The organism is Shewanella sp. YLB-07 (genome assembly GCF_009377275.1).
In genome coordinates this window covers 76,165-100,169 of record NZ_VOQB01000006.1, presented here as the reverse complement: position 1 = coordinate 100,169, position 24,005 = coordinate 76,165, and the positions used below count along the sequence as shown (strand labels likewise).

Sequence of the window (24,005 nt, the reverse complement as noted above, 5' to 3'; positions counted from 1 at the left end):
CACCATGGGAACCATTTTATTCTTTGGCGGCCTAATTGTATCTGAGAGATCTGGCGTCCTCAAATTATCGCGGCGAGACCTCAGTTTGCGACAGAATCCTTTTTTATGCTCTCCTTCATTAGCCATTAATAAGAGTGAGAATCGTGTCTTTTTCTTGCAGGAAGCGCCCTTTAATTCCCCATCCTTTGGGGTAATCGTTGTTCAGATCGCAAGTCAATGAAATAAAAAATTGTCCCGTATCAATATCAACAGTGTTGACCTGAGCACATTCAAAACCAAAAAAGTATTTCACTTTCGGGTATAACGCTTTGTATAAACTTTCTTTTGCCGAAAAAAGAAGAGTGAGTCCTTGGTTGAATTCAAGCTTACTGTGGGTAATGAGCTCACTTTCACGGGAGTCTATAATTTCAGAAGAGATTTCTCGAGCGACTTCAGTTTCAATCCAGTTTTCTAGATCAACTCCAATAATTTGATGGTGTCGCCTATATGCTGTCACCGCTATTGCTTGTGTACTCGTATGAGTGATGGAGCCAATGATACCAGATGGCCAAATGGGCGCTCTATCGTACGCACTTAGTACTTGATGTGGTTCGTTAGTTAGTTGCTGTAACGCCTGACGAGCAACTAACCTTCCCGCCAAAAATTCTGCACAACGCTTTGGCACCGCGCCCTTTAACTCTGATGGAAACTTGAAGTTATATTGCAGGAAGAGTCGTTCATCATAATTTGAAGCGGCATATGAGGTTTTGCTCCAGGTTGCAAGCTTTAGTTCAAGTAGGGATTTGTTCTCGATTTTCTGGACGAATTCATTGTTTGCCATCACAAACGGTTACCTATATTAACAATATGAATGAAGTTATTTTATAAGCTGGATCGAAACGCTATGCTATTGCAACTTGCGAATAAATAATAAGCTCAGAAACAGAAAAGTGATACAGATAAGTAGTAAGAAATCATTCGCTCTTGGGACGCCAATAAACAGGCTTGCGAGAAACCAAGTAAGCGAATAGGCCTGACCTGATAACGAAATGATTCTTCCCTGTTCTGAACTTGAGGTGTGCTCAGACAATAAAGCCGTATAGACACTGACACTCACATTGAGCAAAATATAGACTACAAATGAAACGATAAATGTAATCATAATATTATCTTCTAAGAGCAGTCTTGATATTTCGAGAATACCAAACACTACAATCCCCACCAGTGAAATGTTAGTGGTTATTTCTAGCGGACTCGATCTGTCCTGGATCCTTTTTTGTATAACGAGAGTATTCAACAGAATCGCCCCCCCCATCACGACGTAGAAGAAACCTATCTGATTGGTTGTAAAGTGGCAATACTCTGACAAATAGAGGCTAATGGATTGGATATACAAGCCGATTGCAAACTGAAACACTAAATAGCTGCCGAGGAGATACTTAATCAGCTTTTTGTTTTTTATAGAGAGTAGATAATGATACGACTCTTTAAAAAAAAATAATGGGCTGAAATGGTGGCTCCCCTGAACGACCACATTTTCTTCGAGCGAGGCCTTTGCTTTAAATATGTTCAATAACGTTAATATAAAACCAATGGCAAAAGGAATCACTAGCGATAGTTGCCCATGGGCGATACCAGATGCCCCACCAAGAATAGGACCCACAATAAAGCCTAAAACGGTGGCGAGAGCAGGCCATTTAAAATTGGTCATTTTTCTTTCAATCGTTTTACTCATATCCGCGATCATGGCATAGACAGCGGTATAGGTACCGGCACCAAACCCTGTAATGAAGCGGGCCAGGATAAAAAGTGGGATACTGTCTATCATTATCGCGATGATACTGAGTAAGTAAGAAAGCAGAATAATGCTAAGGCCCGCGATGATCGTCTTCTTTCTCCCCACATGATCAGACAGTGCTCCAAATAAATACTTTCCAAATAAGCTGGCCAATGGAAAAACCGCGAGGGTGATCCCATAGATCACATTCGTATTATGGAAAGCATAACCTTGTAATAAGCCATATTCAGGGTTGAAAAACAGCTCAGGAAGAATGGGTAAAATCAAACCTGAGCCAATCGCATCGATAAAAAGCACCATGCATAGGGAAAACAATTTCGCCTTGTTATTAATGGCTGTCATGACCTACCCGATGGGGTGGGGTATTTAAAACGTCCACTATTTCTTGTATGACTTGGCGATTGTTAACCCAGCTATTGTGTGATGCCTCCATCGGGATGATATTGATATCCGCATGGCTGATATATTGATTGACATGGTTGTCCTCAATATTATTCACATAATAGGCATGGATGCTCCTATAATTTTCAGCATAGTCCCCCTCTACGCTGTTATTGACGACACCGTGAGGGACATTGCCTTCATCAACGTGTTTTGCTTTGAACAAGGTCACTTTTATTGGATCGGGGCAACGAAATGGCTTAGGTTGGTACTGATAATTCACGTTTCTCTCAAATTGCGCGCGCGCAGTGAACGTAGAGTGATTCCATGCTTCCTTATAATTGAAATAAGAATCAAGTAACACTAAATGGCTGACCTTATCTCCCAAAGCGGTCAGCTGTTTGGTTATCTCAAAGGCCAGTACCCCACCAAAGCTCCAGCCCATAAAGAGATAGGGCCCTTTGATTTGTAGTTGCTTGATATAGTCAATATAGAATATCGCGAGCGTTTCAAAGGTGAGGCTATCTGTCGATTGCTCGCCTTTTTTCTCATTGATAAAATCGTAGTAGTTGTTAAATAACACCAGTTTATGATCCGCCATATGAGGTACCAGGTTACTGTAGAATGATTCAGCACCGCCGCCTCCTGGGGGAAAAATAAAGATCGGTTGTTGGTTGATTGTCTCATTAACCATTTCATAGGGAACAAAGTCGTTAAAGTCTTCTGGGTGAGCGATATACCCCTGCCGTTTATCTTGTTCACAACAATGCGTAATGACCGTTTCCAGTGTTTTCTGAAAAGCTTCTGAGAACTCTATGGCTTGTATTGCTGAGAGTTTTGAATGAATGCCAAAATATAATTTCCCGTCATTGATCATGCCATTGATGTTGAGGACATTTAGCATGGGGTTGTCTTGTGAAACGCTCTGGCCGCTGTTTTCATTGACGACTTGCCAATAGCCTTCAATAGCGTCGAAGCGACCTAGATAGTTAAAACTGATTTCAGGCATATCATTAAAGTCATAGCTTGGTGCTGGTGACTGTGACTGATTAGCCACAAAAGCACCAAACCCAATCCCTTTATTTGGAATACTGCGTAACAGGTGTTTTATGCCTCTTATTGTCACAGCAAGGTCGTGCTGCACTTGAAGCTTAACGGGAAACTTACTGGTAAACCATCCAACGGTATGACTGTGATCTATCGAGTCGCTGAGGTGTTCTCTTCCATGGCCTTCTAAAGTGATCCCATGGATATCTTTCCCAGATATGTGTTTTAAAGCGTAGACCAAGGCGGTAAGCAACAGCTCATTAATCGCCGTATGATAGGGCCTATTTGCGGTTTGCAAGAGTGCAGATGTCAGCTCCTGGTTTAACGTTATTTCATGAAAACAAACAGGTTGGCCTTTGTCTTCTCGATCTAATAGCGAGTGACAATCTGCAAGAACATCGACCTGTCTTTGCCAAAACATGTCTTCATCAGGGTTAATGTCAGGATAGCGTCGTACTTCATTGACCCATTGTCGGTAGCTCGTGCCTTTCTTTTCTAGAGTGCCTCCTTCATACAAGGTTTTGAAATTCTCTATCAATATGCGCCAGCTTACTGAATCCACAATCATGTGATGCAATGAAAAGAACAGTCTCGCGCTTGAGTCTCGATATCCGTAAAGGTAGGCGCACTGAAAGAGTGGACCTTGCTGTAAGTCAAAATGACTTTGCCAGTCTGTGAGTACTGCGTTCAGTTCATCATCACTATACTGCCTAACATCTAGCACTTTAAGCTCTGGTTGTTCCATCGAAGCCTGATAACTTTGCAACCAAGTGTCTTGTTGTTTCGTATAGCGGACTCGTAGAATATCGTGGTAACTAATAAGTTGGCGAATAACTTCTGGCATAATGTCACAATCTAACTGTGGTACTTTGACAAGAAAGCTCTGATTCCAGTGATTTTCATTCCGTATCTTGCCAGAACAGACTTGATTTATAAACCACGCTTGGATGGGTAAAAAACCGAGTTCCCCCCTTAATGTTCCCTCTTCTGATTGCATTTTTACGGACGAGTCTGAGCTCAATAGATATTGACACAGGCGTTTCACCGTCCTGTATTCGAAGACATTCTTAACTTGGCAGTTTAAACCCATTCGTCGAATTCGGCTCGCGACTTGGATAGAGGTGATGGAGTCACCACCAATACGGAAGAAGTCATCAGTCATGCCCACACGCTCTAACCCTAGAATTTCCTGCCAGATAACCCCGATTTTTCTTTCGTATTCATTGCTGGGAGTCTCATAATGCTCTGATTGAGTGAACTCAGGTTTAGGCAAGGCTTTTTTGTCCAATTTACCATTGGCCGTCAGTGAGAACGCATCGACCTCAATGACATGACTGGGTAACATATATTCCGGAAGATGAATGGCCAATTGTTGTAAAATAACATCACCGGTTATGTGTACGTTATCCTCTAATCGATAATAGCCGACCACGTATTTTTTGTGATGACTCGCATTGGCTTGCTGTTGTAATAAAACACACGCTGCTTTTATTCCAGGAAGAGCCAGAATTTTATGTTCAATTTCTCCCAGCTCAATACGGTAACCACGAAGTTTAATTTGATCATCGTTTCTACCAATATATTCAATATCCCCATTGTCCAGCCAACGTCCAAGATCCCCCGTTTTATATAACCGTGTATAGCCTTTCTGTTTGTCTTCTTTCGTCATATAGGGGTTGGCGACAAATCGTTCTTGGGTTAACTCTGAACGATTTAAATACCCCGTGGCTAAGCCTTCGCCTCCAATATAGAGCTCACCAATTAGCCCAATTGGAGAGAGTTGCTTCGACTGATCAAGTATATATAGCCGTTTGCCAGCATAGGGTTTCCCTATGTTTTGTACAGAGACATCTTCACTAATGGGCTTGACGGTGCTGCCGACGGTGCACTCCGTTGGACCGTATTGATTAAAGAGTTTTATATGACTATTTGAGCGTAATGCATTTACCGCTGCATAATTTATGGGCTCTCCCCCCAAGACGAGGCTAAGTCGCGTGTTATATTTTACCAACTCATCTTGACATGACATCAGCATTGAAGGGGTAAGCCTTAACGTATTGATCTTCTCGGCTTGTAGATATGCCACCAAATCCTGAGAGGTAAAATCATTGATGTTATCGAGTATCGTTGTTGTGCCTGACGTTAATAAACCAGAAAATATGGTTGGTAGTGACGCATCAAAGCAGTAGTTTAATACAAAGGCAGAATTAATTTTGTCTACACTAACGGTTTCAATGAACATATAGGTGTAATAAGCTAAAGCACGATGAGTCACCATCACCCCTTTAGGCTGGCCCGTTGTTCCTGACGTATAAATGACATACGCAAGATCCGTGGCAGCAGAAAATGGAGGGCGGTTAGGCTCAGCATGATGATAGAAGGCCTCATCAAGATCGGCAACCACGGCAAAATCGTCAAAGAAGAGTGGTCGATTTATGTGCTGATCATCGGGTTTATTCGAACTCGATTCCGTTTTATTGTGTTGCACAAAACAGCGCTTACTCAGAATAAACGCCGCACAAATATCACTCAGTATGTAATCTATTCGCTCGCTTGGATAATTTGGATCGATGGGAACGTAGGCGCCACCGGCCTTAAATACTGCCAGTATACTGATCACCATCTCCAGGCATCTGTCGAAACACAAGGGAATGAGTGTGCCCGGCTTCATATCAGCCCCCGTTCGTTGCTTGTATGTCTGGCGAATCACGTTGGCTAAAGCATTTGATTTGCTGTTTAACTCTTGATAGGTAAGCTGTGTCTCACGACAGACGAGGGCAATGTTATCCGGGCAAAGCTCAACTTGGCGTTGGAATAATTCAGCAATGGTTGACTGATTTGGATAATCACATTGGCTGTGATTCCAGTCATGGAGAATGATGTGCTCCTCCTCCCTTGTCAGGATAGAGAGTGTCCGTATTGCGTCGTCTGGAGAGTGCAGAATACATGCTAGCAACTGTGTAAAACGGTTAATATAACTGGATATCGTTGCAGCGTTGAACAGACTGGTTTTATAAGATACATGCCCTTGTATTTCATCCCGACTGTCATCAATAAATACAGCCAAATCAAAGCGAGCTATTTCATCAGTGGGCTCTTTTATTTCATAGGGGAGTAGCGGTGTGCGGCCATCCTCTTCCTTATTATCCAATTGACCAAAGCTCTGCACGCCGAACATAACCTGAAAAATAGGGTGTCTGCTTAAATCTCGATCGATACTCAGTGCTTCAACCAGCTTTTCGAATGGCACATCTTGATATTGTTGCCCAGCGATCTGATCTTGATGTACTTGCTCAATGAGCTGGTGATAAGTCAATTCTGGATTAACTTCCACTCGATTCACTTGTGTGTTGATAAATAAACCAATGAGATCTTTTATTTGCGCGTAATTCCTATTGGCAATCGGGGAGCCTGTCACAATGTCTGACTGATTTGATAGTTTGCTGAGCAACACTGAGAAAGCGGTCAACAGGATCGTATGGACTGTTGTTTGTTTTTCATTCGCCAACGATTGTATTGCCTGACTGATGTTTGCATTGAGGGTAAATTTCTGATGCCCGCCCTGATAGTCGACCTGAGTGGGTCTTTGATGATCGATAGGCAATTCAAGTGTCGCAAACCCTGTCAGTTTTTCTTTCCAGTAATCAAGTTGCTGCTGTAAAACCTCCCCTTGCAAATACGTACGCTGCCAGTGGGCGAAATCCTTATATTGAATTGGCAACGTAATCAGTTCAGTTGATTGATTCGTATTGTAAGCCGTATACAGCGCAGAGAGCTCTCGATGAAAGATATCCAGACTCCACCCGTCTGTAGCAATATGATGCATGTTGATGAGCAGTATATGCTGATGGTCGGTATGTTGGCCGGTCAGTTCGGGGGCGCTTGTTTCCGTGGGAGCGGAAAAAGTGTAGAGCTTGATTCTTATTGGGTACTCATTAGATAAATCGAATGGACAAGTAATATCTCGAGTGATCATTGCATCCAAGGAAGCGCGATCTGACAGAGTAACCTCTTCGACTTGTAAGGGCTTATCACATACGATTTGTACGCCTAACTCTGAATTTTCGTCTTGCTCAATGACACTTCTCAACACTTCATGGCGATCCATGATCTTGGCTATTACCCGCTTCAATACTGCTATATCAGTTCCCAATTTTAACTGATATAAGGTCGGGATATGATAAGCATGGGTTCCCTGCTCATACTGCTCAATAAACCACAGACGTTGTTGTGCAAATGACAAGGTGACTCTTCGATCCGCTATTTTGGGGATATCAAGCTTGCGCTTCGTGACAACAGAAGAGAGAATATTTTTAATCGTTCTATATTTGAAGATATCTGCCACTTTGATATCCCTGTCCAGGGTTTGGCTAATTTTGTGGGATAGCTGAATGGCGAGAATGGAGTTTCCACCAATGTTGAAGAAATCATCATCCAGAGACAATTGCTCCACGCCTAATATATCGGCAAAGAGCTGTGCCACCTGGGCCTCTTGTTCTGAATGCGAGTCTTCCAGTAATACAACCTCATTGCTGGATGTGACTTCTGCTGGATCTGATGGCTGGAACAGTGCCTTTTCTAGTCGTTTGATATCGAGTTTAGAGAAGATAATTTGCGAGTAGGGTTGCTGGATAAGGTCGTAGAAAACCGATGCGCCTTCTTGCTGTTTTACTGAGTTTAACAACATCAATGAACCCAGCGAATTATCGTCCCTTAACTCATTGGTAGCGGATTTTGTATTATTTTTCTCCTGATTTCTGACAATACCAATATCAGACCAGCCCGGCCAGTTAATTGAGACAACAGCAGTATCGCCTAGACTGAGCTTATCGACAGCAAGGTAATCGAGATAGCTGTTCGCCGCACAATATTCAATCCGATTGACATCACCCATAATGCTCGCAAGCGAAGAGGTCGTAGCTAGGTACTTTAACCTCTGAGTGTTGATGCAACTTAATATATTGTTAAGTCCATACACTTTACCCGCAAGCGCATTTTTCATATTTTGGATATTGTATTGCTCAGGAGGAAGCGGTGAGACCCCTGCGGTGTGAATAATGCCTGTGATGTCTCTCTCTGCAATAAGTGCCTGAAGGAACGACTGATTGAATTGATCCGGATTGGCAATATCGACGGCTCGCGTTAAGACCGTGGACCCCTTTGTTTTGATACTCTCGATGATGTCCAGCTTCTGCTTCACGTAGTCTGAAGGTGCCTGATTTTGGCAGATATCATTTCGACTCAGCAGCATAAATGTGACTCGGTGTTTTTCAGCAATGGCATGTGCAATGCTCAACGCAACCCCCCCCATGCCGCCTGTGACGAGGATAATATCACCATCAGAAATAACCGGCTGACTAGTAAGGTTTTTTTGATCAACCACGTGGTAACTTTCTTGCCAAAGCTTGCCATACTTTATGGCAAATAGCGTGTTTGTTCGGTAATTGGAGTTAACCTGAAACGCCTGCTGTATATAGGCCGTTGTGTGTGGACCAACGACCCCTACATCCAGTAATCCGGTATTGATATGCGCATATTCATGTTTAATATTTCGCCCAGCTCCTACCAAAGTGCCATTGCTAGGATTCACGGGATCAACTTCGCTAATTTGAGCAATATGGTTAGTCAACACTAACAGTGTTTTGAGGTGAGGGCTGGTTAGTAAATAGGTTCTAGTCAAGAATAGTGAATAAAAACTGTAACTGAGTGCGAGCTCGAGGCGCTCATGATTATCAATCGATGCAGCATGAATGATGGCGTCATATTGCCCATTCACAAAGTGTGCTTGCAGCTGTAAAAAATGATCTTCATTTTCTGGGTTAACTAAGATGTTATTGTCTATTACGGAGTACTCAGACACATTAATATTGAGCCTGACGATAGCACTTGATGTTGCTAATGAGGCGTAGGTATCACAGTATTCTTGGCCGTGTCTCAGTAAAATCAGAGCCTTACTAAAGAGAATACGATTACTGCTCTTATGAAATGGTTTACAGGTTGACCATTGTGGCGTGCTATACCAGTGCTGTTTTTCTAAAAGCTGAAGCTGATTCTGGTGAACGTTGTTTAGTGGTTTTTCAATCCAACATTTTTGTCGATCAAATTGATAAGTGGGGCAATCAGAAAGATTTCTTCCTGAAGCGATGTTTCGATAAACATCTAAATTCTCAGCAAGGCATTGATTATTCTTCCATAGAATGGCTAATACATCTGATCTAGATTTAACATCATAGATCTGACTCCCTTTATAAGAGGGGAGTATATTAAATACATGAATGTTCTTCCTCTTATCTGATTCAATATATTTGCAGACAAAGGACGTCAGGCCTTTGCCCAAACCGACTTCGATAAAGGTCACTTTGTGGTCAAAGTGCTGACTGATCGTGTCGATACATTCTGCGAATTGAACCGTATTCCTCAACTGATCACACCAATACTCTGCAGACTGTACATTTGATGTGGCCATTTTCCCCGTCAGGTTGGTCACGAAAGGTTTACTGGCAGCATTGATGGTGACAGTCGATAGCACTTGCTTGAATTTATGGGCCGCCATATCCATCATCCGAGAATGGTAAGCGTGTGATGTCGTCAGGAGTACTGATGGTATGTCTGAGTGGGTAAAGTCAGCCTGCAAGGTCTGTATGTCTTCTTCTAATCCTGATATGACGATATCTTCATGAGAGTTGATCACTGATATTTCACAATGATGAGACTCTACCGTTTGTCGTATTTGTGCTAGCTGCGCTTGCACTGCCAGCATCTTGCCTGGTTGCATTGATTGCATCAGCTGACCACGTGCGATCACGACCTTGATGGCATCTTCTAAGCTAAAGATGCCCGATAGCGTCGCGGCGACATATTCACCGATACTGTGTCCCATATAGGCATCAGCGTTAACCCGCATCAGGGTGAGGAATTTCGCCAATGAGTATTCAATGACAAAAAGACAGATTTGCGTCCATTCTGTATTGTTGATGTTATTGGTGGGGTGTTCACCTTGTGTAAACAGGACATCATGCAAATCATTAGGCAAATATTGGCTGGCGATTTGGATGCAGTGGTCAACAATATCAGCAAACTGTGGTTCGTTATCGTATAACCCTTTGCCCATGTTGACATATTGTGTGCCTTGCCCTGGAAACATAAAAATGACGTTAGTGTCTGATTCTATATCGACTTGACAGTAAGATTGATCTGCTTTGATGGCTTGGATCAGTTCCTCACAATTACCAGCAACATAGGCGCTTCTGTGATCATAGTGCTCGCGATTGTTCAATAAAGTGAAAGCCAGATCGTTGAGTAATCTTGGTTTATCACCATGTTGTTCAATGTAGCTCAGCAAAACAGTTCTATAGTTTTCCAGTGCAGATCTAGATTTACCCGATATAGGAACGATAACGGACTGGCCTTCACCCTCTGTACATTCTGCTGCCAAAGCAGCCTCTGGTATCGGTTGATTAGACAAATCTTCTACAATGACATGGGCATTTGTCCCGCCGATCCCAAAGGCACTCACTCCCGCAATGCGGGGTTTGATGTTGTTTGCTTCCCACGGCCTGTTTTGCTGAATAATTTCAAAAGGTGTGTCGTCTAGGTTAAGCTCGACATTTGCAGACGCGTAATTTGCCTGACCAGGTATCATTTTGTGCCGCAGCATTTGGAGAACTTTGATCAAACCCACGACTCCCGATGCGGCATCGGTATGCCCTATATTGGCTTTAACAGCGCCCAGCACCGCTTTACTCTGTAAGCCATTTTCTGGAGTTTGATGATGAAACGCTTCCTTAAGCGCCTGAACTTCAATAGGATCACCTAGATGAGTTGCAGTGCCATGACACTCAATGTAATCGATATCTGCTGGGCTGATACCCGCCATTACCTGAGCGTTGATGATACATTCACTTTGCCCAATCAGTGACGGAGCGGTATAGCTTGTCTTACGATCACCATCGTTATTTGTTGCATACCCGGATATTACTCCAAGAATCTCATCGTTGTCTTGCATTGCTGCTGACAGTGGCTTGAGTACAACCACGGCGACACCTGAGCCGGGAATGGTCCCTGATGCGTCTAGGTCGAATGGCCGACAATGACCATCACGTGCCATGATCATGCCTTCTGTATAGGTATATCCTATTTCTTCAGGCATGCTGAGTGATACCCCTCCAGCGAGGGCCATGTCACATGTCCCTAGCTGGAGATTACGACAAGCTTCGACAATTGAGACGAGCCCTGTAGAGCAGGCTGTATTAATCGAATTCGCTGAGCCAGTCAGCCCAAGAAAATACGCGGTTTTGGTTGCCAGCGCATCTTTTCGGTTTGAGATAGAAGCTTCCCATAGGTTAATTTCTCCTGTTTGCGTCCGGTTTACGATGTTGTTTTGGAAATAATGGTCTGTTCCACTTCCGGCGAAGATGCCGATCAGCTGTGATTTTCGTTGGGTAATATAGCCAGATGATTCAAGTGCAGACCAGCAGTGCTCCATGAACTTTCGTATTTGCGGGTCAAGCAGCTTGGCTTCGTTCGGTGACATATTCCAGAATAAGGGATCAAATTTGTCAGTATGTCGAATATGAGTGGAGATCGGTACGTAATTATCGTTGGCAAGAACGGCTTCAGACACCCCGAGCTCTCTACACTCTTCCTGGCTATGAAACGTTACTCCCTCTTGTTGATTGGCTAACAGAGACCATAATTCACTGATATTATCCGCACCATTAACACTACCAGAGAGTCCAATAACTGCGATTTTGTTGTCATTGCTATCGGCACTTTTTTGTAGTTTGTAAGCATTGTTGTCTTTATTTTGTACACTTTGAATCAGCTTTTTGACGGTATTAAATTTGAATGTATCTGCAATTGAGAGGTGGGTAAATTCTTTAACCTGATTGAGCTGATGCTTTAATTGAATACTCAGTATCGAGTTGCCTCCTATGGCAAAAAAGTTTGCATTTATGCTTATGTCCTCGACCAGGAGGCTTAATACATTGGCGTAGATTTGGCACAGCGTTTTTTCTAAAGTGCTATTCGGTGCAACGCCATCGCTGTTAGCTGCAATCTCAACTTTAGCCAGTGCGTGGGTATCAAGTTTTCCATTGATCGTTAGCGGAAATTCATCGAGTTCAACCCACGCGCTCGGGATCATATAATCAGGCAGTTGTTCTATTAAGTGCTCGGTGAGCGTTTGTGGCGTAATAGGCTGTGGTTTATTGGTCGTATAGTAAGCCACCAACATTTTATTCACTCTGCTCCCGACTTCGCGCGTGTTGACCAACACTGCGACTTGATTTATCCCTGATAGTGTTTTTAGTTTATTTTCAATTTCGGTGAGCTCTATACGATAGCCGCGGATTTTAACTTGAGCATCATTGCGTCCTATATATTCAATGGACCCATCGGGTAACCACCGCACGAGATCCCCTGTTTTATACAGTTTTCGGGGTGAACTCACCGCTCCACGATGGTGAATGAAATGATCATGGATGAACCTTTCTTCGGTGAGTGTAGGGTTGTTGAGATACCCTTGAGCGATCCCGGCCCCACCAATATACAACTCGCCAACGATGCCTACAGGAACAGGGTTTTCATCCTTATCGAGGATATAACATGTTCTGCCTTTTATCGGTTTTCCGATGGGCACATTAGCGGTGCCAATTTTATTATCCATTGAGTGAATACAGGTAAATGTTGTACTTTCAGTGGGGCCATAACCGTTCAGTAGGTGTCTAGGGCGGTATTTTGATTCGATCAGACGATTAATAATCTCTTTATTGAGTGCTTCACCACCGACCAATAAGTAATGTAGATGCTGAAATAAATCTGCCTTGATTGAATATAGGTTTTCAAACAATGTGTTAGTGAGCCAAAGAGTGGTGATATTGTGTTTGTCGAGGAGAATAGCCAAATCATCAGGTGAGGCCATGAGAGACTTAACATCGTTAGGGATAACGAGTTTGCAGCCATGTAATAATGGCATCCAAATTTCGAATGTTGCCGCATCAAATATTGGCGAGGACAAGAACATAAAAGTATCATCACGATTGATGCTTAAGAAGTCGCTAAATATTAGGCTTGAGATGTTGGCATGACTAATCAAGACACCTTTTGGATTGCCCGTTGTGCCAGAAGTATAGATTACGTAGGCTAAATCATCGGGGTGACAGTCTATCTGTATCTCGTTAGCTTTGGTCTCATAAAAAGTTTCATCTAAGTCGATAATCAACAGTTTGTCGGCGAACGATCGGTAATGTTCCTTAAACCGTTTTTGCGTGTTTAGAACGGACTCATTCGGCTCATCCGAGTATGCGGTGCGGCGCAATGATAAGATGAGCGGCAGCTTAGTGTCTGAGACCATATGATCCAGTCGTTGTTTAGGATAACCTGGATCCATCGGCACATAAGCCGCACCACATTTTAAGATTGCTAGCATAGCAATCACCATTTCCGGGCTTCTATCAAGCAATAAACCAATTTTCAACTTGTGGGTTGTGGCCGATACTTCACTTTGGTTAATCGTTTTTTGTATCTGTGCTGCTAACTGATTCGCTTTGTTATTGAGTGCTTGATAGCTTAGGTTCAGGTCATTATAGGTTAAGGCAATATCATGAGGTGACCGTTCGACTTGTGCTAAAAAGCACTGGGAAATACTGTTGGTCGTACCGTCATGCTGTTCAGTGTAACGGTATTGATTGACCAGCTTTTCATAGTCGTCCGGTGACAGGAGAGTCAAATTTTTTATCGGCTGCTTTGGTGCCTCCAACACTTGTTCTAGGATATAACCATAGTGGCGAATAAACTGATCTATTGTATCTTTACAAAACAAGCTTGTTTTGTATGAAATCATGCCGTGGAAATGATCTTCACTACAATCAACGAATAATGATAAATCAAATGCAGCAATTTCATTTTCCTGGTTTATATCATCCCGAGGGAGCAGTGGACTGTTGTGAAGTGCATCAGAATCGTCCACCAACTTGCCAAAACTTTGTACACCAAACATGACTTGAAAAATAGGGTGCCTACTTGAATCTCGCTCGACTTGAAGTAGCTCTACAAGCTTCTCAAATGGAAGATCCTGGTGTTTCTGAGTTTCTGCTTGTTCATCATGAACTTGTGAAAACAGCTCTTCGCAGCTGACGTGTGGATCAATCTGGGTGCGATTCACCTGAGTGTTAACAAAGCAGCCAATACTGTCTTTAAGCTGTGAAAAATGCCGGTTAGCAATTGGGCTGCCTGTGACGATGTCAGTTTGCCCACTGTATTTGCTTAATACGATAGAAAAGACGCTCAACAGGATAACATGTAGCGTGGTGCCTTGTGCTTTGCTGAAGGCTTGCAGCTTCGAGCTGACTGTTTCATCTATCGTAAAAAATTGACGTTTACCAAGGTATTCCAGATACTTTGGTCGAGCATAGTCACAGTGTAAGTTGAGGCTCTCGAAACCTGTTAGTTTGTTTAACCAAAAGTCTGCTTGTTCTTGCAATACATCGTCTTGAAAATATTCCCGTTGCCAAGCAGCGAAATCTTTATACTGAATGGGCAAAATCGGCAGTTTTATATCGTTCGTGTGGTGGTGAGTAAAGGCGGTGTAGCACAATTGAAACTCACGCTGAAAGCAGTCCATGCTCCAGCCATCGGTGGCAATGTGATGAATGTTAATTAATAGCAAGGTGTCCGCTTGGCTTGTCGTGCTATCGTCGAACTCATGCTTCTCGATATGATAAAGCGTGACTCGAATAGGGTATTGACAAGTTAAATCAAATGGCCGGTTGATCGCTTTCCTTATTACCGCGGTGAGTTCATCTGTGGAAGTCACGGTGTGCTCGTCAATGTTGAGCTCGTCTTCGTGCACACACTGTATGGCCACCTCGTTTTGTGTGTTCAGCGTGCTGCGCAAGACTTCGTGTCTGGACACGATCGTTCTGATGGCAAACTTAATCCCTTCTATATTCGCGTCAGGACGTAATTGATAAACTCTCGGTACGTGATAGGCGTTTGTGCCACCTTCGTATTGTTCAATAAACCAAAGTCGCTCTTGTGCGAAGGAAAGCTTTGGCTGTGCCTGCTCGCACCGATAAATAATTGGAAGTTGATAGACCTCGTTATGGATCCCATTGCGTTTTAACACATCAATAATTTCAGGTTTCAGCGCCACAATGTCTTTTAGCGTGTCTGCAGTCTTAGGGTGATTGGTGGCTTTATAATTAAGCTTGTCACCTTCTGCAACCCAAAGAGAAATACCAATTTTATTTGCAAAAATGAGAGTTTCGTAGACTGTGTGCATTAGAGTTCACCATAAGTAGTTGATTGCTTGTTAAAATCTATATTTTCAAGGAGAGATAGGATCGTCGGATAGCTGAAAATATTGGCAACGCTGACTTGATAACCTAATTCAGCGGTAACACGGTGGGATAGTCTAATGGCTGATATCGATTCCCCCCCTATTTTAAAAAAGTCATCATTTATCCCGACTCGCTGCAGCCCTAATACGTCTTGCCAGATGACACAAATGTCTTTCTCGTGCTCATCACGTGGTGCGACATAATTATCTACTGCAACAAATTTAGGCTCCGGTAGTGCATGTCGATCCAACTTACCGTTGATGCTCAGCGGAAGCTCAGTCATCTGGGTAAAAGTCGCAGGCACCATATATTCGGGCAGTGTTTCTTTCAGTGCGTTGCGAAACACTTCAGCTTGAAACGAAGCCCCCCCCTGCTGCATCAGGTAGGCAGCCAGATACTTCTGTCCCTGATGCTCACGTTCAATGACCGCGGCCTGTTTTACATCAGGTAGTGCTGTCAGAGCAGATTCAATTTCACCAAGCTCAATACGATAGCCGTTGATTTTTACCTGAAAATCATTACGGGCCAGATACTCCACATTGCCATCGGGCAACCAACGCACTAAATCGCCCGTTTTATACAGACGGGTATCACCTTTTTCGATATCAGATTGGGTGGCGAAGGGGTTGTCGATAAAGCGCTCAGATGTCAAAGCTGGATTATTATAATAGCCCCGTGCCAGCCCAGCACCACCGATATATAACTCTCCGGGTACGCCGATGGGGACCGGTTTATTTAAGCTAGAAAGAATATACAGCGACTTTCCTGGTAAAGCCTTACCTATGGGTAATACTGCAGCTGACATTGATGATAATCTGCACGCAGTAGCAAATACAACACACTCAGTTGGGCCATACACATGAGTGAATGATAATTCTGGATACTTGCGAATAATATCAGCAACCTGTTTTATGTTTGATGCTTCACCACCAAATAAAATATTCCGCAAGCTTGTGGTTTTCAGATCGCCGTTTACCATCAAAGAATTAAACAAGGCTGTGGTCACAAAGAGAGAGTCAACATGATGGTAAGATAATTTTCTCACCAATGCTGGCAACTCCAGTACATCCTCTTTTTTCAAAAGAACAACGGATTTTCCATTCAGCAAGGAGAAGAATAAATCAAAGATAAACCCGTCGAATACGTGAGAAGAAAGGCTGGCAACTACATTCACATCCTTAGCATCAAGGTAGTTGTTGTTTATGACAAAGGACGTCACAGCGGCCTGCTCTACCATGACCCCTTTGGGTTTTCCTGTTGTTCCAGAGGTATAAATAACATAAGCCAAATCAGTGGCCGAACTGACTGGCTCAGGATTATCTGAGGTCTGTAACGAAGAAAAATCGCGGTGATCTATTGAAATAAACACGAGTGAGTTGTCGAGTTCTGATGCCCAGCCGTCAAGTCGCTCAAGATGATGTTGCTGAGTGAGTAGCAGCGTCGCGTTAATATCAGCAAGAATATAAGTCGTACGATTTTTAGGATACTCAGGAGATATAGGCACATAAGCACCACCCGACTTTAGCACTGCAAGGATACTAATCACCATCTCCAGACCACGGTCCAGATATAAAGCAATCAGAGTATCAGGCTGAAGATCAGTACCATATTCATCTCGATACTGTGCACGAATTGTATGAGCAAGCTTATTAGCGCGCACATTGAGTTCATGGTAAGTCAGTTTCTCGTTTTCAAACACCAGCGCGATACTCTGTGGTGTTTTTTTAACCTGATCCTCAAACAAGAGTTGGAGATTTTTATCCTTAGGATAGGTTGCTTCGGTTTGATTCCAGGTCGAGACAATTTTTTTATGATCCTCAAGCATCAGGTTTTTTATTGGCTTTTCACTGAGAATGCTGGCTAAATAAAACAGATAATATTCAGTGAGGTATTTCTGATAATAAGCATCAACGCTACCTTCTTTAAAATTAAGCTGTATATAAAACTCACCGTTTATATCGCGCACTTCCACATACGCGGGGACATCCTCTAGACCCGTGTTGATATAGGTGTCGATATCCTTACCGGAAAATGCATCTATCCCCTTAAAACTGATGTAGTTAAAGGCCATATTAAAGAGAGTACCATTTGCCCCTAATTCTTTTTGTATCAGCGGATAGGGATATAATTTATGATTGAGAACCTGCGATCTTATTTGATTGATTTTCTCCAACAGTTCAATTGGATCGTTATGTTGACCGTTAATTCGAAGTGGGATTGGATTTAAAAAATAGCCAAAGGTGTTTTCTGAACCGATTGTTTCTGGACGGTTATTTTGTATGTAGCCCAGAGTAATATCATCACTGGTATAAAACCTAGACATCAGTACATAGGTGGCTGCCATGAAAATAATATCGATATTAATGTGCAGTTTTTCACAAAGCTTGTGGGCATTTTCAATGAATGTCGGATCAACTTGTACCAATAGTGCGTCAACCTCAATCAAGTTGGCTTCGATGGTATTACGTAATTCTAGGTGTGGCTTTGGCTCATAGTCTTTAAGGTGATCTAGCCAAAACTCCCTGCTGTTATCTCTTGCCACACATTCTTGTTCATTGGCAATAAACTCAGCATATTTCATGCTGTCGACAAACGAAGGTTCCTTGTCATACAGGTACATATTCATCAATTGGCTCGAAAAGAGATTCAAACTCCATCCATCAGCGATGACATGATTAAACAGGCCAACAAGAGTAAAGTTTGACGTATCCTCTTCATTAATAATGACATGCAGTTGAAAAAGCGTCTGTCCCATATCATTGATAACATCGTCAATGGAGAACTTTTCGTGACCAAACGCTTCACCATCAAAAGCCTCGTAGTCCTCCGAAATCAACGTGTGCACAACCACATAGTCCTCGACTTGGTAGTCTTTTTTCTCACCAATCAAAAAGTCATAAGTGGGATGATCATGAATGATAGAATGCAATAGCTCATGGCGTTTTAAGAGCACATTAAGAGAGGCAAGCAGCTTGGTATGCGAATAAGGGTGAAAAACCTTAAAATGAAAATTATCAGTGTGGACTAAGTGTTCATGTTTAAGATTTTCAGAAATAATGCCAAGTTGTGTATAGCTAACAGGATAGACATCCTCGAAATGACTGAGGTCTTCGTCGCTTAGCTGAGTACGATCAACCAGGTCGAATGGTTGATAGGTTTTTTGGTGGCGGTAAGGTGGGTGGGCGTTCTGGTTTTTACGCAGAAAATCGGCAAGTTTTTCTATCGTTGGATAGAGGAATATATTTGCAACACTAAACTGATATCCTGTTTGAGCACTAAGATAAACGGCTCTTATTGCTAGGATTGAATCCCCTCCGATCCTAAAGAAATTATCAGTAATACCGACCTGTTGAAGGCCCACCACTTCTTGCCAGATGTGGCACAAGGCGGTTTCGAGTTGACCTCTCGGGGCTTTAAAGTTCTTATCATGGTTTAATGTCGGTTCAGGTAGTGACCGACGGTCAAGTTTTCCATTGATTGTTAACGGAAAAGCATCCATCTTAACGAACACACTCGGCAGCATATAGTCCGGCAGATCGTTAGCAAGCTTATCCAATATTAATTCATCATTAACACTGTCTTTTCTTGTTTCGGTGTAATAAGCCACGAGGTATTGGGTGACACTGCTACTGATCACTCTTTGCTTGACCATCACACAGGCTTGCTTAATCCCGTCTACAGACCTGAGCTTGCTAGCAATTTCATCGAGCTCAACCCGATGTCCTCTGATCTTAACTTGGTCATCATTACGACCGATATAATCGATATTGCCATCGGGTAACCAACGCACTAAATCACCCGTTTTATATAGGGTTAAATAGCCTTTTTGACGATCACTTTCTGTTGCAAATGTATTGTCCACAAAACGCGCAGCTGTTAGCGCCTGTCTGTTGAGATATCCATAAGCTAACCCCGCGCCACCAAGGTATAGCTCGCCGACGACACCAACGGGTACCGGCTGTTGGTTTTCATCGAGAACGTAGACACGAGTATTATTGATCGGTTTACCTATTGAGACTGCTTTGCCAGCTGTAGTCTCAAAATATGTCACGTCAATGGAGGCTTCTGTTGGCCCGTACAAGTTATGCAGTTTGAACTCAGGGCTTTGTGCAAGATGATAAGTTGTATTGACAGTGGTTTCATGTAAAGCTTCCCCACTGCAAAACATCTGCTTAATGGTATTAGGGAGCTTATCATTACTCGACGTTAAAAATCCGTTGTATGCTTCCAACATACTTGGCACAAAATGTAATGTCGTTACGCTCTCTTTTACGATTAGTTTATTCAGATAGTCGCTATCTTTATGGCCATCAGGTTTGGCCTGTACCAACGTAGCACCATACCAATGAGCCCAAAAAAGCTCCCATACAGAGACATCAAAAACATAGGGTGTTTTCTGCAGCACAACATCCGATCCTGACAATGGATACGTTGCCTGCATCCAGGTGATCCGATTCACGATGCCACGATGCGGCAGCATTGTTCCTTTAGGTTTGCCCGTTGTTCCTGAGGTGTAAATAACGTAGGCAAGGTGCTCAGAGTTGGAATAGGACTCAAGATTACTGCTGTCGATTTGTCGGTAGAATGGCTCATCAAGGTCGATGGTCACCCATTTATCTCGTGCGCAAATAGGTTGCGATAAACGCTCTTCTGACGCTGCATACTCATTAAGTAAAGTGTTTTTCAGTGTTAACACAAGCTCTGCTTGCGTATCCTCAATCATGAATCGACATCTTTCAGTTGGATATGAGGGATCGATTGGCACGTATGCGGCTCCTGCCTTTAACACCGCTAGCACCGCCACAATCATTTCTATGCTTCTATCCAGGTAAAGGGCAATCAATGTATTAGGCGCTAGCTCATCACCTGTTCGTTGCTGATATAGATGTCTTATCTGCCTCGCTAACTGGTTTGCGCGGATATTTAATGCTCGGTAGGAGAGACGCGTTTCAGCAGAGAGTATTGCGATTGAATGAGGCGTTTTGACGACCTGTTCTTCAAATAATTGATGAATCGTTTTGTGTGTCGGAAATGCTCTGTCTGTTTGGTTCCAATCATGGGTTAACTTTTTTAATTCCTCGTCTCGAAGAATGCTCAAGGTGTGGACTTTGACATCAGCAATGCTAACAACTTGTTCAATCAAATATTTATAACGCGAAATGATGGCGAGGATTGTCTCAGCTTTGAAGAGCTTGTGCGCGTAGCGAATAATACCTTGTAGCGCTTCTTGTCTATCATCGATGAAAAACTCCATATCGAATCGAGCGTACTCATAAATGTCGGTTAAACCAGAGTAAGGGATCAAGGGGTTACCCTTGTTGTTTTTGCCCTGCTCTTCTACATGGCCAAACCCTTGCACACCAAACATTATTTGGAATATTGGATGTCTAGAGATATCTCTTTCTACCTTTAATTCTTTCATTAATTGTTCGAATGGAATGTCTTGGTGTCGTTGTGCATCGACTTGATCCTGCTGCACCCTCTGAATGAGTTCTTTGAATGTTTCAGAAGCGTTAATGTGCACTCGATTTACTTGCGTATTAATAAATAGCCCAATTAAATCCTGTGTTTGTACCAGGTGTCGATTTGCGATTGGTGTCCCGGTCACGATATCTGTTTGATGACAATATTTGCTTAATAGGAGTGAAAAAAGACTGAGCGTGACAGTATGCAAAGTACAATTTGCCTGTTTTGCTAGTGCTCTTAACGCTTGGCTAGTTTCAAGGTCTATTGAGAAACATTCATGCTTGCCTGCATAGCTAACGTTGTTGGGTCTGGGGAAGTCTGTTGGGCACTCTAGGGTGGGGTATCCCGCGAGTTTATGTTTCCAATAGTTGACTTGTTCTTGGTATGCGTCTCCCTGCAAATGCTTTCTTTGCCATTCTGCGTAATCCACATATTGAATGGGAAGTTCTGCTAAGTTCCGACCACGTTGGCTCGCATACACATCGTAATAGGACATAAAATCCCGTTCGAAGATGTCAACGCTCCAGCCATCAGCTGCTATATGATGAAAGTTGATGAGCAATAAATAACTGAAGCTATCATCCTGTAGCTGATAAAGAGTGACTTTTATTGGATAGTGGCTGCGCAAATCAAAAGGGGCATTGATGTCTTCACTGAGTATATCTCGATAATTTGAGCCGTCATTCACCTGTTTTTCTGCAATTGATACTGGCTCACGATGAATAACTTGAATATCATCCAGGTCCGTTTGTTCAATCGTGGTTCTTAAAATGTCATGACGCGCAACAACGGCTTGTATTGCTTGTTTGACCCAGCTGATGTTTGCATCGGGACTGAGCTGATATAGGCAAGGAATGTGATATGCTGATGTCCCTTCTTCATATTTTTCAATAAACCAGAGTCTGTCCTGTGCAAATGAAAGCGCGGATGTATTTTGTTCAAGCTTCGGAATGCTGATTTTTTTCTTTTTCGGGCAATCCGCTAAGATCGTTTCGATACTTGTAAACTTGAAGATATCGGCAACTTTTATTTCATAGTCTAGGAGCTGGCTCATTTTGGCAGATAAGACTATCGCTAGAATGGAATCACCGCCCAATCTAAAGAAATTATCAGTGATGCCGACTCTTTCAATGCAGAGCACGCTTTGCCAAAGCGTGCAGAGTCTGTTGTCGAGGTCGTTGCGAGGCGCAACATAGTTTTCAGTGGCGGTGAAGTGTGCTTCGGGTAACGATTTTTTGTCTAGCTTGCCATTCACCGTTAGCGGAAATTCCGCCATCTCCACAAGGGCGTTAGGGACCATATATTCCGGTAATGCTTTGGACAACTCACTCACTATATGCGCTTGTGTCGTACTGTGGCCGGGCATCACTTTATAATAGCCAACCAAATATTTACTGGTGCCAATATCCGTTTCTCTGGTTTTTGCCAGTACGCAGGCCAGTTCAATAGCTTCAATATCCCGTAGCGTACATTCTATTTCGCCTAGTTCTATACGATAGCCTCGAATTTTGACTTGGTCATCCTTGCGCCCAAGGTAGCTGATGTTGCCATCGGCAGTCCATCGGGTTAAATCGCCAGTTTTGTATAATTTTGTGTAACCATTTCTAATATCATCCTCCGTAGCAAAATCATTTGGGATGAACCGTTCTTCAGTGAGTTGTGCACGATTGAGGTATCCGAGTGCTAATCCTGCTCCCCCGATATAAAGTTCTCCAATCGTGTTGATAGGAACAGGACGTCGACTTTCATCTAAGATGTACGCTTTGGTATTGGCGATTGGCTTTCCGATACAGATATCATGACCCGCAAAGGTTTCAAAGTAGGTGACATCGATTGAGGCTTCGGTCGGCCCGTATAAGTTATGCAGCTTAAACTGTTTGTTGACTGCATTGTGGTAGGTTTGCTCCATCGTGATCGGCTGCAGTGCTTCGCCACTGCAAAATAGGGTATTAATGCAGGGGTTTAATGTTAAGTGGTTCGCCATTAAGTAGCTGTTGTATGCATCTAACATGCTTGGCACGAAATGCAGCTTGGTGACATTCTGGTCATTGATCAACCGATAAAGATAACTGCTGTCCTTATGTCCTTCGGGTTCACACATGACTAACTTGGCGCCATACCAATGTGCCCAGAACAGCTCCCATACAGAAACATCAAACACATAGGCCGTTTTCTGGAGAACAACGTCTTGTGCCGACAATGGGTATTCGCTTTGCATCCAAGTTAGGCGATTGACGATACCTTTATGTGGAATCATCACCCCTTTAGGTTTCCCCGTTGTTCCTGATGTGTAGATCACGTAGGCCAGATCTTGAGCCGTTGCGTACTCTTTCAGGTTATCGCCATCAACAGTGTTATAAATGTCTGAATCTAAATCAGTAACAATATATTGTACTTGAGTTGTAGCAGGGAGCGCTTTAGCGAAATGTTGTTGTGTTAATACAATTTGGGCTTTTGTATCATCTAATATATAAGCTAAGCGGTCTGGTGGGTAACTAGGATCAATGGGGACATACGCCCCGCCTGCTTTTAGTACCGCGAGAACGGCAACAACCATCTCTAGGCTTTTATCTAGCCTTAAGGCAATGAGTGTATTGGCTGTTAAGGGGGTCGATGTCTTGTTTCTATATTCTTTACGAAGATATCTTGCTAATTGATTCGCCCTTTGATTCAGTTCCTTATAAGTCAAAACTTGCGACATATAGACTAAAGCAATACTGTTAGGTGTTTTTTTTACCTGTTCTTCGAATAGTTGATTGATTGTTTTATCTGAGGGGTATGACGTATTGGGTTTATTCCATTGACAAAATATTTTGTCAAATTCGGCTTCATTCAGACCATATCTATCATTCGATAATCTCATTATTCATCTCCAGATGTGTACTACACAAAAACGAGTTTTTGTATCAGTCGGGATACGTGTAAAAACAGGTCGTAAGCGAAGCAAAATATCCCTAGACCCTCCTAGTTTTGGACTATTCAAGTCCAACCGG

At 42.9% G+C, this 24,005-nt stretch carries 3 protein-coding genes and 3 pseudogenes; all 6 read right to left on the bottom strand.

Annotated elements, in window-relative coordinates:
- Window positions 1–118: 118 nt before the first annotated feature.
- Complete coding sequence (locus tag FS373_RS14555; RefSeq protein ID WP_144046453.1) at window positions 119–820, bottom strand: 4'-phosphopantetheinyl transferase family protein; 702 nt, start codon at window positions 818–820, stop codon at window positions 119–121.
- Window positions 821–886: 66 nt separating this feature from the next.
- Window positions 887–2,119 (bottom strand): MFS transporter, encoded by a 1,233-nt coding sequence (locus tag FS373_RS14550; RefSeq protein WP_152829717.1) that lies wholly within the window; start codon window positions 2,117–2,119, stop codon window positions 887–889.
- Window positions 2,106–4,400, bottom strand: a pseudogene (locus FS373_RS32750) (condensation domain-containing protein); the annotation flags it as partial. The gene FS373_RS14550 and the pseudogene FS373_RS32750, both read right to left, overlap by 14 nt.
- 84 nt (window positions 4,401–4,484) lie before the next feature.
- Window positions 4,485–6,008: pseudogene (locus tag FS373_RS32745) on the bottom strand (amino acid adenylation domain-containing protein); the annotation flags it as partial.
- A gap of 90 nt (window positions 6,009–6,098) precedes the next feature.
- Window positions 6,099–15,488: pseudogene (locus FS373_RS14545) on the bottom strand (amino acid adenylation domain-containing protein); the annotation flags it as partial.
- Window positions 15,488–23,875, bottom strand: a complete 8,388-nt coding sequence (locus FS373_RS14540; RefSeq protein ID WP_152829715.1) for a non-ribosomal peptide synthetase — start codon at window positions 23,873–23,875, stop codon at window positions 15,488–15,490. The pseudogene FS373_RS14545 and the gene FS373_RS14540, both read right to left, overlap by 1 nt.
- Window positions 23,876–24,005 lie beyond the last annotated feature (130 nt).